Source organism: Streptomyces peucetius (assembly GCF_025854275.1).
GTDB classification, from domain to species: domain Bacteria; phylum Actinomycetota; class Actinomycetes; order Streptomycetales; family Streptomycetaceae; genus Streptomyces; species Streptomyces peucetius_A.
Window position 1 is genome coordinate 1,062,610 of sequence record NZ_CP107567.1, and the last position, 14,712, is coordinate 1,077,321.

Below are 14,712 nucleotides of genomic sequence, written 5' to 3' on the forward strand. Positions count from 1 at the left end.
GAAATCCTCGGCACACGGGTTGATCGGCCGGGGATTCCCCTGTTGTCTGTCGGGCATGACGGCATATTCACCGGACGCCACCGACTGGCGCATTCTCCAGGTCCTCCAGACCCGCGGCAGGGCGGGCTTCACCGAGCTGGCCAAGGCCGTCTCCATGTCGGCGAGCGCCGTGACGGAGCGCGTGCGGCGGCTGGAGGAGGCCGGCGTCATCAAGGGGTACTCGGCCGTGGTGGACCCGGAGCGGCTCGGGCTGCCGGTCCTCGCGTTCGTGCGGCTGCGCTATCCGAACGGCAACTACAAGCCGTTCCACGATCTGCTGGACGCCACACCGGAGATACTCGAGGCCCACCATGTGACCGGCGACGACTGCTTCGTGCTGAAGGTGGCCGCCCGTTCCATGAGGCACCTCGAAGAGGTGTCGGGAAGGATCGGCGCCCTCGGCTCCGTGACGACGAGCGTCGTGTACTCCTCTCCCCTGCCGCACCGTCCGATCAGTCGCTGAGCGCGGCCCCCGCCCGCAGCCGCACCGCGGAGCCGCCGCGGTCCTTGACGACCTCCAGCTGCGCGGGGATGCGGCGGCGCAGGTCGCCGACGTGGCTGACGATGCCGACGCTGCGGTCGCGTTCGCGCAGCGAGTCGAGGACGTCGAGCACCTCGTCGAGGGTCTGGTCGTCGAGGCTGCCGAAGCCCTCGTCGATGAAGAGGGTGTCGAGGCGTACGCCTCCGGCCTCGTCGGTCACCACGTCGGCGAGGCCGAGCGCGAGGGCCAGCGAGGCGAAGAAGGTCTCGCCGCCCGACAGGGTCGCCGTGTCGCGTTCCCTGCCGGTCCAGGCGTCGACGACATGCAGGCCGAGGCCGGCCCGCTTGCCGCCGGTGCGGGCGTCGGAGTGGACCAGCGTGTACCGGCCGGAGGACATGCGTGCGAGCCGTACGGTGGCGGCTGCCGCGACCTGCTCCAGACGGGCCGCGAGCACGTACGACTCGAGGCGCATCTTGCGTTCGTTGTCGGCGGAGGTGCCGGCGGTGAGGGCGGCGAGGCCGGCGAATCGGTCGTACTCCTCGCGGAGCGGGCCGAGCCGCAGGATCTCCTGTACGGCCTGCCCGGACAGGCGGTCGAGTTCGGCGCACCGGGCTCGTGCCGCGTCGAGCGCGGAGGCGGCGTCACGCAGGGCGCGTTCGGCGGCGTCGTGGGCGGCGCGGGCCGTTTCCGGCGATGCGGGCGGGAGGCCGGCCGCGGCGCGGGTGTCGTCATCGGCGAGCCGGTCGGCGACGGCCGCGGCCTCCGCCTGCCAGGCGTCGACGCGGTGCTGGATGTCGCGCTGCTCGGCGTCGGGGAGCAACGCGGCGGCCGCTTCCGCCGGCGTGCGGAACCCGGCACGGAACGCGGCGTCGGCGAGCCGGTCGTCTGCCTCTTTCAGCCGCAGGGCCGTGCTGTCGACGGCGCGTACGGCGTCCGCCGCGGCCGCCAGCAGGCCGACCTGCCGCTCCAGCAGCGCGGCCCGTTCGGCGACGCTGCGGGCGTCGCCGCGTGCCCTGCTGATCTCGCTTTCAAGGCCGGCGAGTTCCTGGTCGAGCGTCTCGCGCCGGGAGGTGCGCGCGGCGCTGCGCCGCTCGGCCTCCTGCCGGGCCCGGGTCCGCTCCTCGTGCTCGCGCTCGGCGCCGGCGAGGGCCTCCCGCGCGGCGTGGATGCCGGCGGCGAGGGCGCGCGTGCCGGCGTGCTCGCGCTCCAGGTCCTCGACCTCCCTGAGCAGTCCGGCGACGGTGGGGGCCTCTCCGGAGCGCGGACCGGGGACAGCACCGCTCCGCGGTTGCGCGCCGAGGGCGGCGCTCTGCGGCCGGGGGGCAGCCCCGTCGGCGGTGAGGACAGTTGCGGCATCGCCTGCCGCCGCGGAGCTGCGCGTGGTCACGGCAGCCGGGTCCGCTCCGCGGGCCCGCGCGGCGGCCGCCGCGCGGGACTCGTCGAGCACGGCGAGCTCCCGCTCGGTCTGCGCCCTGGACTGCTCGGCGCGGGCGTGTTCCGCGTACGCGGCGTCCTCGGCGGCACGGTCCACGTGACCGGCGCCGGCGCGGGCCGGTGCCGGGTGTTCCTCGGAGCCGCAGACCGCGCAGGCCTGACCGGGGACCAGCGCGGCGGCCAACTCGGCGGCGATGCCCTGCAGTCGGCGCTCCTTCAGGTCGAGCCAGGCCGCCTTCGCCTCGTTGGTCCGCTCGTGCAGGGTGCGCAGCCGCTGCGCCGTCCGGTCGGCGCGGGCCGCCAGTTCGTCGCGTTCGCGGGCCGCGCGCAGCCGTTCCCTGGCCGGTTCGAGCCGGCCCGCGAGGTGTTCCGCCCGGGTCGCCGCGTCCTGGGCGGCCGTGATCCGTTCCTGGTGACCGCGCCGGACGCCGTCCCATTCGGCCAGCCAGCCCGCCGCCTCGGCGAGGGTGTCGTCGTCGGCCTGCGCCTGCCGGTCCAGGTCCGCGAGTTCGCGGGTGATGCCGGCGGCGCGGGCCTCGGCCCGGCGGGCGGCGTCGAGCCCGCCGGACTCCTCGCGCAGCGCCCGTTCCGCAGCGGTGAGCTGGTCGGCTCCGGCGTCGGTGAGCTCCGGGGGGAGCCCGGCACGGGCCCGTTCGCGTTCGCGGGCCGCGTCCTGGTGCTCGCGCTCGGCGGCGTCGCGTACGCGCAGCGCCGGTTCGACGAGTGCGGCCTTGCGGGCCCGTTCCAGCCGGGTCCGCAGGGTGTTCTGTTCGGCCCGCCGGGCTTCGAGGGCCTCCGAGCGGGCCAGTGCGTCCGCGTGACGGCGCTGGAGCCGGTCCCGTTCCTGCTCGGACTCCAGGTCCCGCCGGGCCGTGTCCCGGCGGCTCTCGGCGGCGGCCAGCCCGTGCTCGGCGATGTCCAGCCGCTCGCGGGCGCCGCTGCGGGCGACGGCCGCCCACTGCAGGACGGCCGCGGCGAGCCCGGGGTCGCCGGGCTGCTGTTCGGGGCGCGGCCACTCGGCTGCCGCGGGTCCGGCGGCCTGCTCGATCCGGTGCGCGACGGCGAGCAGCCGCTCGTCCCCGGTCCGCACCTGCTGCTCGGCGGCGCGCCGCAGCTCGGCGAGGCGGTCCTCGACGGCGGCGAACCTGCGGGTGTCGAAGAGCCGTCCGAGGAGCTTGCCGCGGGCCTCCGCGTCGGCCCGCAGGAAACGTGCGAAGTCACCCTGGGGCAGGAGCACGACCTGGCAGAACTGTTCGCGGCTCATGCCGAGGAGCTGGGTGATCTCCTCGCCGATCTCCTGGTGGGACTTGCTGAGCGCCTGCCATTCGCCGGTCGCGGCGTCGTACTCGCGCAGCGTGCTCTGTGCCCGCTCCTTGACGAAACCCTTGCCTCGCTTCTTGGGGCGGGGCTGTTCCGGGCGCCGGCTGACCTCCAGCCGCCGCCCGGCGACGGTCAGTTCGAGGGTGACCTCGGTCGCGGTGCCCGCCGGTGCGTGGTCGCTGCGCAGCGACGCCCCGGAGCTCTGGCGGGCGCCGGGGACCGCCCCGTAGAGCGCGAAGCAGACGGCGTCGAGTACGGACGTCTTGCCCGCGCCGGTCGGCCCGTGCAGCAGGAAGATGCCGGAGCTGGCGAGGGAGTCGAAGTCGACTTCCTGGGTGGTGCCGAAGGGACCGAAGGCGGTCACGGTCAGGGAGTGCAGTCTCACCGGGCCACCTCGCGCACGGCGGCGTCGACGCGTACGTCCTCGAAGGCGCTGCGCAGCACGGCGCGCTCGCGGTCGTCGGGGCCGTTGCCGCCGCGGACGTGGGCGACGAAGTCCTCCGCGATCTGCTGGTCGCTGCGCCCGCGCAGCCGCTGCGCGTAGGAGTCGGTGGTGTCCTGCGCCGCCCGTTCGGGTTCGAAGACGAGGTGCAGGGTGTGCGGGAAGCGTGCGGTCAGCCGGGCCATCGGGTCGGCCGGTCGCACGGCGTCGGTGAGGGTCGCCTCCACGAACGACTCCTCGTGGCGCTCGAGTGCCGGGTCCTCGAGCAGGTCCTCCAGTGTGCCGCGCAGCCGGGACAGTGGGCGCGGCACCGGGCAGTCGACGCGCTCCGCGGTGACGGCTCCGGTCGCGTCGAGGTCGACGATCCACAACGTCTTGCGGTGGTCGGCCTCGGAGAACGAGTAGGCGAGCGGCGATCCCGAGTATCTGACGCGCTCGGTGATGGTCTGGCAGCCGTGCAGGTGCCCGAGGGCCGCGTAGTCCACGCCGTGGAAGACCCCCGAGGGCACGGCGGCGACACCGCCGACGGTGATGTCCCGCTCGCTGTCGCTGGCCTGGCCGCCGACGACGAACGCGTGGGCGAGCACGACGGACCGGGTGCCCGGTTCCCGTGTCGCGAGGTCGGCCCGTACCCGCTCCATGGCCGCGGCGAGGACCGTCTCGTGGGCCGTCCGCTCTGCCTGGAACTCGTTCCTGACGAGGGCCGGTTCGAGGTAGGGCAGGCCGTAGCACGCGACGGGGCCGTGTTCGTCGGCGAGCAGCACGGGGGTGCCGCAGCCGGCGGGGTCGGTGCGCAGATGGATACCGGCCCGGTCGATGAGTCCCGCGCCGACGCCGAGACGGCGCGCCGAGTCGTGGTTGCCGGAGATCATGACCGTCGGCACGCCGGCGTCGGCCAGCCGGTGCAGGGCCTCGTCGAACAGCGCCACGGCGGCGAGCGGCGGCACGGCCCGGTCGTACACGTCTCCCGCGACGAGCACCGCGTCCACGTCCCGGTCGCGGACCGTCGCCACGAGGTGGTCGAGGAACGCCGCTTGGGCGTCGAGCATGCTCACCCGGTGGAACGACCGTCCCAGGTGCCAGTCCGACGTGTGCAGGAGTCTCATGATCGGTGAGCGTATCGGTGGGGTCGGACAATGCGGGCGGCTTCACGCATCTCCGTAGGCCTCGCCCCCGAGTTCCAGCTCCGCCGTGCCGGCAGTGACGTCGGCCAGCCATGCCCGGAAGGCGTCGACATCGGAGTCCGGCAGGCCTATCTCGATCCTGACGGTGTCCGTGTACCCGACCTCGCGGACCTGACGGCCCGTCGCCCGCAGGTCGTTCTCCAGCTTCCCGGCGCGCTGGTGGTCGACGGTGACGGTGGCGAGCCGGAACCGTCTGCGGGTGATGGTGCCGACCGCGTCCAGGGCCTCGCCGACGGCTCCCCCGTACGCCCTGATCAGCCCGCCGGCGCCGAGCTTGACGCCGCCGTAGTACCGGGTGACGACGGCGACGGTGTACCGGATCTCTCGGCGCATCAGCATCTGCAGCATGGGGACCCCGGCGGTGCCGCCGGGTTCCCCGTCGTCGCTCGCCTTCTGCACGGCGGCGTCGGCGCCGACGACGTACGCGAAGCAGTTGTGGGTGGCGGTCGGGTGCTCCCTGCGGATGCGGGCGACGAAGGCCTGCGCCTCCTCCTCGGTGGCGGCGGGGGCGAGCGCGCAGATGAAGCGCGATCGGCTGATCTCGGTCTCGTGGACGCCCTCGCCGGCGACCGTCCGGTACTGCTCCTGCATCCCGCCACCCTATGCGCCGCCCGGAGCCGGATACTCCACCGGGGAATCCCACGGGTCCCCGGCCCGTTCTCCTGGCATGTACGCAGACGAAGAAACGATCCGCAGGATTTTGACGGCCACGGGTGACACCTGGGCGGTGGTGGGCCTGTCCCACAACGAGGCGCGGGCGGCGTACGGCGTCGCCGACGTGCTCCAGCGCTACGGCAAGCGCATCGTGCCGGTGCATCCGAAGGCCGAGACGGTCCACGGCGAGCAGGGGTACGCGAGCCTCGCCGACATCCCCTTCGAGGTCGACGTCGTGGACGTCTTCGTGAACTCGGGACTGGCCGGCCAGGTGGCCGACGAGGCGGTCGCCGTCGGCGCGAAGGCGGTGTGGTTCCAGCTCGGTGTGATCGACGAGGCGGCGTACGAGCGCACCCGTGCGGCCGGTCTGGACATGGTCATGAACCGGTGCCCGGCGATCGAGATCCCGCGTCTGGGCTGAGACCAGGTCACCGGGAAGCGGCCCCGGAGGGCCTCCGGCAGCCCGGACGGCCCTCGCGACCCCGGGACGGCCCCGCGGGCACTCGGACCGCCTCGGACGGCCTCGGACCGCCTCAGACGCCGAGGCCCTCGACGACCACCGCGCCGGGCAGGGCGGCGAACGCCTTGCCCGGCATGATCAGCTTGCCGCGCCTGCGACCGCTGCCCACGAGGACCCATTCGGTGTCGACGACGGCCGGGTCGACCAGCACCGGCCAGTCGGCAGGCAGGCCGACGGGCGTGATGCCTCCGTACTCCATGCCGCTCTCACCGGTCGCGGTGTCCATCGACGCGAACGACGCCTTTCGCGCGCCCAGTTGCCTGCGCACGGCACCGTTGACGTCGACGCGGGTGTGGGACAGGACGAGGCATGCGGCGAGCGTGGTCCCGCCACCGCGCTTGCCTGCCACGATGACGCAGTTCGCCGACTGCTCGAGCAGTTCGCGGCCGTGGTGCTCGACGAAGACGGCGGTGTCGGCGATCTCCGGGTCCGTGTCGACGTAGAGGAGCTGGTCGGCGGGGACGTCGCCGTGCCAGGCGCGCACGGCGGCCGCGACGGGCGGGGCGAGGAGGTCCAGGCAGTCGGGTGCGGGGGTGGCATCGTCGAAGTTCCCGATGGGTGCACGCATGTGCCGCACGCTAACACCGTTGCGCACGGCGGCGGTCGTGCGTCTCAGCGGACGGGCGGGACGGAGACCGCCATCATCGCTTCGACGGTCTCCTCGCCGTCGTTGCGGTAGGCGTGCGCGACGTTCGCCTCGAAGGTGGCGGAGGTGCCGGCCGGTACGGGGTGGGCCTTCCCGTCGACGACCAGGGTCAGTTCTCCGGCGGTGACGTGCAGCAGTTCCGTGGTGCCGTCCGGGTGGGGGTCGGAGGCGCTCTCCTCGCCGGGCATCAGCCGCCACGACCACAGCTCCAGCGGACCGCCGCGTTCGTTGCCGACGAGGAGGGTGGTGGAACTGCCGCCCGGGGTGGACCACATGCGGACGGCCTGCTCCGGGGGGACGAGCCGGACCTGCGGGCCCTGCTCGTAGTCGAGGAGCGTCGTGATGCTCACGCCGAGGGCGTCCGCGAGCTTCACCGTGGTGCCCACGCTGGGGTTGGTGCGTGCCTGCTCGATCTGGATGATCATGCCGCGACTGACCCCGGAGCGGGCGGCGAGGGCGTCAAGGGTGAATCCTCGTTCGCCGCGCCAGCGCTTGAGGTTCCGGGCGAGCGACCGGGTGAGCTGGTCGAGGTCCGACACATTCCGTCCAGGATTCCGGCGCCGTCCAATATTCTGGATGACGCAGTCAAATAAATCGCACTATCGTGTGGTGCACCGCATCGTTCACCACACTGTACTGCGAGGCTCCGCATGACCGCACTCTTCGCCCTGGCCACCAGCCTGCTCTGGGGCCTGGCCGACTTCGGCGGCGGACTGCTCACGCGGCGCACGCCCGCACTCACCGTGGTCGTCGCCTCCCAGTCGGTGGCCGTAGTAGTGCTGGGCGCGATCGTCGTCGGCGCCGGCGGCTTCTCCGAGGCCGGACCGCGGCTCTGGTACGCGGTGGCCGCCGGCGCCGTGGGCCCCGTGGCGATGCTCTGCTTCTACAAGGCCCTCGCGCTCGGGCCCATGGGCGTGGTGTCACCACTGGGATCACTGGGCGTCGCCGTGCCCGTCGGCGTCGGGCTGCTGCTGGGTGAGCGGCCCGGACTGCTCCAGTTCGCCGGCATCGCGGTGGCCGTGGCCGGCATCGTCCTGGCCGGCGGCCCCGAGCTGCGCGGCGCGCCGGTGCAGCGCCAGGCGGTTCTGCTGACGCTCGTCGCCGCGTTCGGGTTCGGCGCCGTGCTGGCACTGATCGCCGAGGCGTCGACCACGCTCACCGGGCTGTTCCTCGCGCTGTTCGTCCAGCGCGTCACCAATGTGGCCGTCGGCGGAGCCGCCCTGTTCGTGTCGGTGAAGCGCGGCGGGCGCGCCCTGCCCGAAAACGGCGGCGCGCGCACCGTGCTGCGCTCGCTGCCGGCGCTCGCCTTCGTCGGTCTCGCGGACGTCGCCGCGAACGGCACGTACTCGATCGCCGCGCAGCTCGGACCGGTCACGGTGGCCGCGGTCCTGGCGAACCTTTACCCGGTGGTGACCGTCCTCGCGGCGCTGATCGTCCTCAAGGAGCGGCTGCGCGTCGTCCAGGCGGCGGGCGCCGGACTGGCGCTGGTGGGCACGGTCCTGCTGGCGGGCGGCTGATCAGCGCTCGTCGAGCCCGGCCCGGGCGTCCGCCGGCCCCGACAGCTCCTCGTCGAGCTCCGCGAGCGCGAGGAGCTGCTCGGGGGTGATTCCCTCGGGGATCGGTACCGGCGCCGGCGTACGCAGCGGCGGCTGCCAGCCGCCCTCCTCGTCCCACCGCCGTACGACCCGGGCCGGCGCACCCGCCACCACCGAGTGGTCGGGCACCTCTCCCCGTACGACGGCGCCCGCCGCCACCACGACATTGCGGCCCAGCCGCGCGCCGGGGAGGATCACCGCGCCCGTCCCCAGCCAGCAGCCGGGCCCGATCTCGACGGGGTCCGTGCGGGGCCACTGCTTGCCGACCGGCTCGTGCGGATCGTCGTAACTGTGGTTCGTCGAGGTGATGTAGACGTACGGACCGCAGTACGTGTCCGAGCCGATGGTCACGCGGGTGTCGGCGATGACATGGCTGCCGCGCCCCAGGACGACACCGTCGCCCAGGGTCAGTACGGTCTCGGGACCGAGGTCCAGCCCGGGCATCATCCCGGCGGTGAGGGTCACCTGCTCGGCGATGATGCAGTGGGCGCCGAGCTCGATCCAGGGGTCGCCGAAGACGGTCCCCTGGGGGAAGGCGAGCCGCGTGCCGGCGCCGATCCGCCGGAACCGCAGCCGTCCGGGGCGCTCGGCCGTGACGGCGCCCGTGTCCTGCACCCACTGCCACGCGCGGTGCAGGGCACGCGTGAGGACCCGGCGGCGCCAGACGGCCGCCGACGACGGGGTGTTCCTGCTCTTCGGCACCCGCTCACGGTAGTCGGCCGCGCCCGCCGCGACGGCCGTGACGTGCTGTGATGTTCACCCCAAGCGCCCGCCTCCGCGCACCACGACCCTTCAGTCGGCGACCGGTGTGAAGCGCAGCGGCAGGTACTTCGGCCCACGGGTGAACAACCCATCTTCATGCGGCACGAAGCCGTCGGCGGGGCGCAGGTCCGGCATGGCGTCCAGCAGCTGGTTGACGCCGGTCTCCACCTCGGCCCTGGCGAGCAGCGCGCCGACGCAGAAGTGCCGTCCGAGCGCGAAGGCGAGGTGGCCGGCGGCGGCGGAGAACGCCGTCGTCGCGTCGAGGTCGTCGCGGAAGATGTCGAACCGGTCAGGGTCGCGGTACCGCTCGGCGTCGCGGTTCGCTGCTCCGATCAGACAGGTGACGGTGGCTCCCGCCGGGATGGTGCCACCGCTGACGGTGACCTCGGCGGAGGTCTGCCGCATGATCATATGGACGGGTGGTGTGAAGCGCAGCGTCTCGGCGAACGCCCGGTCGATCAGGCTCCGGTCCTCGCCTACTGCGGCCAACTGGTCAGGGTCGGCCAGCAGATTGGCGAACAGGCCGGCGATGGCCTTGTCCGTGGTCTCGCCGCCGGCCGCGAGCAGCAGACTGCAGAACGCCTTGATGTCCTCGTCGCTCATCCGCATCCCGTCCACCTCCGCCGCGCAGAGCGTGGACAGCAGGTCGTCGCCCAGGTTCTCCCGGCGCTCCCGGATGATCGGGATCATGTAGTCGGCGAACTCGACACGGGTCCGCTCGCCGGCCGCGGCGACCTCGGGGTCCCCCGCGAGATTGCCGAAGTAGGCGACGACCGCCGTGTACCAGCCGTGGAAACGGGCGTGGTCGGCCTTGTGCAGACCGAGCATGTCGGCGATGACATTGACCGGGAAGCGGGTGGCGAAGGAATCGACGAGATCGGCCTCGCCCTTGTGGCGGAAGGCGTCGATCAGTTCGCGGGAGTTGCGCTCGATGGCGGGCAGGAACTTGTCCCGCAGATCGCTGCCACGGAAAGCGGGGGCGACGAGCGCCCTGCGCACGGCGTGCTCACGTCCGCTGAGCTGCACGATCGTCTTCCCGTGGACGGGCTCGAGCTGCCAGTCGTAGTTGTCGGTGGTGAACACCGACTCCTTGTCCTTGAAGGCCCGCTCCACGTCCTCGTAACGGGAGACGAGGTAGCTGCGGGTGGGCTCGTGCCAGATCAGCGGGCGGTGCTCGCGCATGAGCCGGTAGACGGGGTACGGGTCGGCGGCGAACTCGGGCGACAGGATGTCGGGGATGTGCTGTGCGGTGGCCATGGAGTTCCCTCGTTCCGCAACGGGCGGTGCCGGCCAGGCCATTGACCGGTCACCGGGGGCGACGGACGGCTCGAGGGGGCGCGGGGCGGCGCGGCCCCGGCGCACGTCCGCGGGCCCCTGCCGCATAGGGCGCGAGGCGGGGGCATACGGTGCGGGTAGGCGCGACGGACCGGTGAGTCGACAAGGGAGCGGGCATGACGGAGCAGGCATTGGTTGCGGGCGTGGGCGGCAGGGAGCCCGATGTCGACCCCGAGGCGTTCATCGCACCGACGTCGGTGGTCATGGGTGAGGTCACGCTCGGCGCTGGCGCGAGCGTCTGGTACCAGACGGTGCTGCGCGCTGACTGCGGACCGATCGTGATCGGCGCCGGCAGCAACATCCAGGACAACTGCACGGTCCACAGCGACCCCGGCTTCCCCGTGACCGTCGGCGAACGCGTCTCGGTCGGCCACAACGCGATCCTCCACGGCTGCACCGTCGAGGAGGACGTCCTCGTCGGCATGGGCGCCACGGTCCTCAACGGCGCGCACATCGGCGCGGGCTCGCTGATCGCGGCGCAGGCCCTGGTGCCGCAGGGCATGCGGGTACCGCCGGGCTCGCTGGTCGCGGGGGTGCCGGCGAAGGTACGGCGCGAGCTGACGCCGGAGGAGCAGGAGGGCATCAAGCTCAACGCGGCGGTGTATCTGGACCTGGCCGCTCAGCACCGCGACGCGCACAAGGACTGAGCCCCGGCTCGGCGCCCGATGGCGTGACCGCCGGGTCGAGCGGCCCAGCCCTGGGCGCCCACCGGGGCACAACTGAGCGACCTCTTCCTTCACGACTGAACCGGTACAGATGACTTACCGGCCCGTCCGCCCGAGACCGCCCCGGGGCAGCTCGGCACGGGAACTCGGTGGCGGATCCGGACCGCCGCGGATCAAGATGCACAGCATGAGCGATCAACCCGCGCGATGGACCAAGGCGACCGTCTACCCCGACATGTGGGCCGATCCGGCCGACGACCCGCGCAACAACGATGCCGGCCAGGAAGGCGAGTTGGCGACGCTGCTCGACTTCCTGACGAACTACCGCATCACCCTGCGGATGAAGTGCGCGGACCTGGATCCGGAGCAACTTGCCCGGCGGTCGGTTCCGCCGTCGACGATGTCGCTGCTCGGCCTGGTCCGGCACCTCGCCGAGGTGGAGCGCGACTGGCGCAACTGGATCACCGAAGGCGACCCGCTGCCGAAGCTGTACGGCGAGAAGGACGCGGACTTCGACGGAGCTGTCGCCGAACAGGCCGTGGTCGACGCCGCGTACGCCGATCTGGAACGCGAGCAGGCCGCGACCGACGCGGCACTGGCCGGGCACCCGGACCTGGGTGAGCGGGTGGGGAAGGAGCGGGTCGCGATCCGGGAGCTGATGGTGCACAGGATCGACGAGTACGCCCGTCACGCCGGACACGCCGACCTGCTGCGCGAGTGCGTCGACGGAAGGGTGGGCCAGTGACGGAAGCCGGCCGCCGCACCCGTCCGCGACAGCACGGCACTTCGGAGTGACGAAGGGCCGCCCCGTCACCTCGAGGGTGTCGGGGCGGCCCGGCTTCCGGCGGTCTTCGGCTGCGGCTCAGTTGTTGGGGCGCAGGGTCCAGACAATGTGCATCTCGCCGGTCACGGCGCCGTCGGCGCGCTGGATGGCGACGGTCACCGGGAACTCGGGGCGCTCCCCCGCGTCCAGTTCCTTCACCACGTCGGCGACGGGACGGCCGAGCGTGGCGGTCGCGGTGAGGACGCCCTTGGCGAGCTTCTTGTAGCTGGTCTCCGCCTTGACCGGCAGCGGTACGCAGCGGCCGAGCTGGTCGCCGAAGGCGGCGAGGACGACGGCGCCACTCGCGGACTCGGCCAGGGTGAACATCGCTCCGGCGTGGGGCCCGCCGACGTGGTTGTGGTACTCGGGATCGTCCGGCAGGCGGAGCACCGCTCGCTCGGCCGTGGTCTCCAGGTACTCCAGCTTGAGGGTCCTGACCATGGGGACGGTGGCGGTAAGCAACTCGCCGATGGACATCTGCTCTGCACTCATGGCGCGATGTTACCCGCGAGTAGCACTCCTGGCCATACCCTTCCCCGTCCGCCTCGTCCGGTCCCGTGGGGGCCGGACGTAGAAGTGCTCGACCCGCACCTCTATCGTTACTCGCCATGTGGCCAGGACAGCAGCCGCCCGGGGGCGAGCAGAACCCGCAGGACCAGAACCCGTACCAGCAGCCGGGGTACCAGCAGCCGAATCCTTATCAGCAGCCGGGATACCAGCAGCAGGGATATCAGCAGCCCAACCCGTACCAGCAGCCGACCGCGCCGCAGTACGCCGTGCCCGGCCAGATGCCCGGGGCACCGCAGCCGCCCCGCGACGAGAAGAAGAAGACGACGATCGTCGCGATCGTCGCCGCCACGGCCGTGGTCGCGACCGCGGTCGTGACCGGCTTCGTCGTGCTGCCGGACGACGACAAGACGTCCGACAAGGGCGCCGACGTGGCCGCCTCGAAGTCGGCGGAGCCCAAGAAGCCGGCTTCGGAGGAACCGGCTCCGAAGCCGTCGGGGAAGCCGCGCGGCGCCGAGGCCGAGCCCACGATCGCAGGCTGGAAGGTCGTCACCAACCCCAAGCACGGCACGCAGTTCGACGTGCCGTCGGAGTGGGAGGTCTCGAGCTCCGGCACGGCCACGGGCTTCGAGGACGAGAAGGCGGGCGACGGCTCACTCGCCGTGGTCATGAGTGCCCCGGCCCACCTGAAGACCAAGTGGTGCCTCATCGACACCGACAAGGACGGCCGGGAAGAGGAGTACAGCCTGGCCAGTACCGGCACCAAGGGCGGCAAGGGCGCCAAGAACACGGCGGAGGCCGCCGTCAACGAGGCCGGCAACTGGGTCTGGGCAGCCTTCGCCCAGACGGAGCCCAAGGGGACCGTCAAGGTCTCCAAGGCCCAGAACTACACGACGAAGTCCGGCCTGAAGGGCAGCGTCGCCACGGCCACGGCCAAGGGCGTCAAGAAGGAGAACAAGTGCGAGACGGACGGTAAGTCGATCGCGTTCAGCTTCAAGAACGCCAAGGGCGACTTCGCCAGCTGGGTGCTGTACTCCAACAGCGGCGTGCCCGACGAGGTGCCGGACGCGACGATCCAGAAGATCCTCAGCACCGTACGGCTGGCGGGCAGTTAGCCCACGGGCGGGGCGGGTGGGTCCGCTGCGCGGAGCGTCTCCCCTACCCGCCCCTTCCCGAACCGGGGGCTTTGCCCCCGGACCCCCGCGCCTCAAACGCCGGCGAGGCTGGAGAATCCAGCCCGGCTGGGGGCACTCCCCCTACGCCTGGCGGCGTGGGAGGTACCCCCGCCCACGGCCGCCGGGCCGGAGGGGGAGATTGAGGACGCCACGCGAAGCGCGGTACGGGGTCCGGGGCTTGCCCCGCCACGTGGCGGAGCCGCACATCGGTGCAGCGGGAAGGGGCGGGTAGGGGACAGGCCCGCCGCAGGCGCCACCCGCCCCCTGCCTCACCCCACCGTGAACGCCCCCTCCGGCGGCTCCGGTGACGCCGTCGCCGACGCGTCGTCGACCGGTAGCACGTCACCCCGCAGCCGCGCCACCGCGTGCCCCTCCTCGACCCTCGCGGGAAACGCGTCCGCCGCCACCCGCCGCGCCAGCGGCCCCGTGTCGAGCGGGGACTGCGACGCCAGCAGCACCGCGTTGCCGAAGCGGCGCCCCCGCAGCACCGACGGTTCCGCGACCAGCGCCAGTTCGGCGAAAACCTCCGCGAACGTGGCGATTTGGGAGCGGAGAAAGGCGAACGGCGCGCCGTCCGCCAGGTTGGCCGCGTAGATGCCGTCCGGCCGCAGCACCCGCTCGGCGGCCTGCGCGTACGCGACCGTCGTCAGGTGCGCAGGGACCCGCGAGCCGCCGAAGACGTCCGCGACGATCAGGTCCACGGAGTCGGGGGCCGCGGCCTCCACCCACGTGCGGGCGTCGGCACGGTGCACCGCGATGCCGGAGCCGTCCGGCAGCGGCAGGTGTTCCGCGACGAGCGCGACGAGGCCGGCGTCGACCTCGACGACGTCCTGCCGGGAACCGGGGCGGGTCGCGGCGACGTAACGGGGCAGGGTGAGCGCGCCGCCCCCGAGGTGCAGTACGGACAGCGGCGCGCCGTCCTCGGCGGCGCAGTCGACGACGTGGCCGAGCCTGCGCACGTACTCGAACTCGAGATGTGCCGGGTCGTCGAGATCGACGTAGGACTGCGGCGCGCCGTCCACGGTCAGCAGCCAGGCGCGCTCACGGTCCACGTCGGGCATGAGCTTGGCGGTGCCGCCGTCGACGGCGCGCAGGACGGGAAGGGACTCGTTCACCGGCCCATTGTCCCG

General features: G+C 72.7%; 15 protein-coding genes. 6 read left to right on the forward strand and 9 right to left on the reverse strand.

The window, feature by feature from the left end; translation table 11 throughout:
* Positions 1-55 precede the first annotated feature (55 nt).
* Positions 56-502: an Lrp/AsnC family transcriptional regulator gene (locus OGH68_RS04970; RefSeq protein WP_264242090.1), complete on the forward strand. Its 447-nt coding sequence runs from the start codon at positions 56-58 to the stop codon at positions 500-502.
* On the opposite strand, the gene OGH68_RS04975 is transcribed toward OGH68_RS04970, so the two are convergent.
* Genes OGH68_RS04975 through OGH68_RS04985 form a run of 3 tightly spaced genes read right to left on the reverse strand, consistent with a single transcriptional unit; the run spans position 492 to position 5,491 of the window.
* Entirely contained in the window at positions 492-3,659 is a 3,168-nt protein-coding gene (locus tag OGH68_RS04975; RefSeq protein ID WP_264242091.1) for an AAA family ATPase, read from the reverse strand. The genes OGH68_RS04970 and OGH68_RS04975 overlap by 11 nt on opposite strands.
* Entirely contained in the window at positions 3,656-4,822 is a 1,167-nt protein-coding gene (locus tag OGH68_RS04980) for an exonuclease SbcCD subunit D (RefSeq protein ID WP_264242092.1), read from the reverse strand. The genes OGH68_RS04975 and OGH68_RS04980 overlap by 4 nt, the downstream gene beginning before the upstream one ends.
* Before the next feature lie 42 nt (positions 4,823-4,864).
* Positions 4,865-5,491, reverse strand: coding sequence for a YigZ family protein (locus tag OGH68_RS04985; RefSeq protein WP_264242093.1), 627 nt, complete (start codon positions 5,489-5,491; stop codon positions 4,865-4,867).
* A 76-nt stretch (positions 5,492-5,567) separates the two neighbouring features.
* On the opposite strand from OGH68_RS04985, the gene OGH68_RS04990 reads away from it, so the two are divergent.
* Positions 5,568-5,975, forward strand: coding sequence for a CoA-binding protein (locus OGH68_RS04990; RefSeq protein ID WP_264242094.1), 408 nt, complete (start codon positions 5,568-5,570; stop codon positions 5,973-5,975).
* A 112-nt stretch (positions 5,976-6,087) separates the two neighbouring features.
* Here the strand turns inward: OGH68_RS04990 and OGH68_RS04995 are convergent, their stop codons facing one another.
* Positions 6,088-6,642, reverse strand: a complete 555-nt coding sequence (locus tag OGH68_RS04995; protein ID WP_264242095.1) for a YbaK/EbsC family protein — start codon at positions 6,640-6,642, stop codon at positions 6,088-6,090.
* Between the two features lie 44 nt (positions 6,643-6,686).
* Positions 6,687-7,259 carry a helix-turn-helix domain-containing protein gene (locus OGH68_RS05000; RefSeq protein ID WP_264242096.1) on the reverse strand — a complete coding sequence of 191 codons (573 nt, stop codon included), beginning with the start codon at positions 7,257-7,259 and terminating at the stop codon, positions 6,687-6,689.
* A gap of 111 nt (positions 7,260-7,370) precedes the next feature.
* On the opposite strand from OGH68_RS05000, the gene OGH68_RS05005 reads away from it, so the two are divergent.
* Complete coding sequence (locus OGH68_RS05005; RefSeq protein ID WP_264242097.1) at positions 7,371-8,237, forward strand: DMT family transporter; 867 nt, start codon at positions 7,371-7,373, stop codon at positions 8,235-8,237.
* Here OGH68_RS05005 and OGH68_RS05010 read toward each other — a convergent pair whose 3' ends face one another.
* The gene (locus OGH68_RS05010) at positions 8,238-9,017 is read right to left on the reverse strand and encodes an acyltransferase (protein WP_264242098.1); all 780 of its coding nucleotides are present in this window, start codon (positions 9,015-9,017) and stop codon (positions 8,238-8,240) included. It lies immediately after the preceding gene.
* A 90-nt stretch (positions 9,018-9,107) separates the two neighbouring features.
* Positions 9,108-10,334, reverse strand: coding sequence for a cytochrome P450 (locus tag OGH68_RS05015; RefSeq protein ID WP_264242099.1), 1,227 nt, complete (start codon positions 10,332-10,334; stop codon positions 9,108-9,110).
* Positions 10,335-10,528: 194 nt separating this feature from the next.
* Between OGH68_RS05015 and OGH68_RS05020 the strand changes: the two genes are divergently transcribed.
* A complete protein-coding gene (locus OGH68_RS05020; protein ID WP_264242100.1) occupies positions 10,529-11,059 on the forward strand; it encodes a gamma carbonic anhydrase family protein in 531 nt (176 codons plus the stop codon).
* Between the two features lie 196 nt (positions 11,060-11,255).
* Positions 11,256-11,822 (forward strand): DinB family protein, encoded by a 567-nt coding sequence (locus OGH68_RS05025; RefSeq protein ID WP_264242101.1) that lies wholly within the window; start codon positions 11,256-11,258, stop codon positions 11,820-11,822.
* Positions 11,823-11,939: 117 nt separating this feature from the next.
* On the opposite strand, the gene OGH68_RS05030 is transcribed toward OGH68_RS05025, so the two are convergent.
* Positions 11,940-12,392: a DUF4442 domain-containing protein gene (locus OGH68_RS05030; RefSeq protein ID WP_264242102.1), complete on the reverse strand. Its 453-nt coding sequence runs from the start codon at positions 12,390-12,392 to the stop codon at positions 11,940-11,942.
* Positions 12,393-12,508: 116 nt separating this feature from the next.
* Between OGH68_RS05030 and OGH68_RS05035 the strand changes: the two genes are divergently transcribed.
* On the forward strand, positions 12,509-13,522 hold the full coding sequence (locus OGH68_RS05035) for a hypothetical protein (protein ID WP_264242103.1): 1,014 nt from the start codon (positions 12,509-12,511) through the stop codon (positions 13,520-13,522).
* Between the two features lie 329 nt (positions 13,523-13,851).
* Here the strand turns inward: OGH68_RS05035 and OGH68_RS05040 are convergent, their stop codons facing one another.
* On the reverse strand, positions 13,852-14,697 hold the full coding sequence (locus tag OGH68_RS05040; RefSeq protein ID WP_264242104.1) for a spermidine synthase: 846 nt from the start codon (positions 14,695-14,697) through the stop codon (positions 13,852-13,854).
* Between the last annotated feature and the right edge of the window lie 15 nt (positions 14,698-14,712).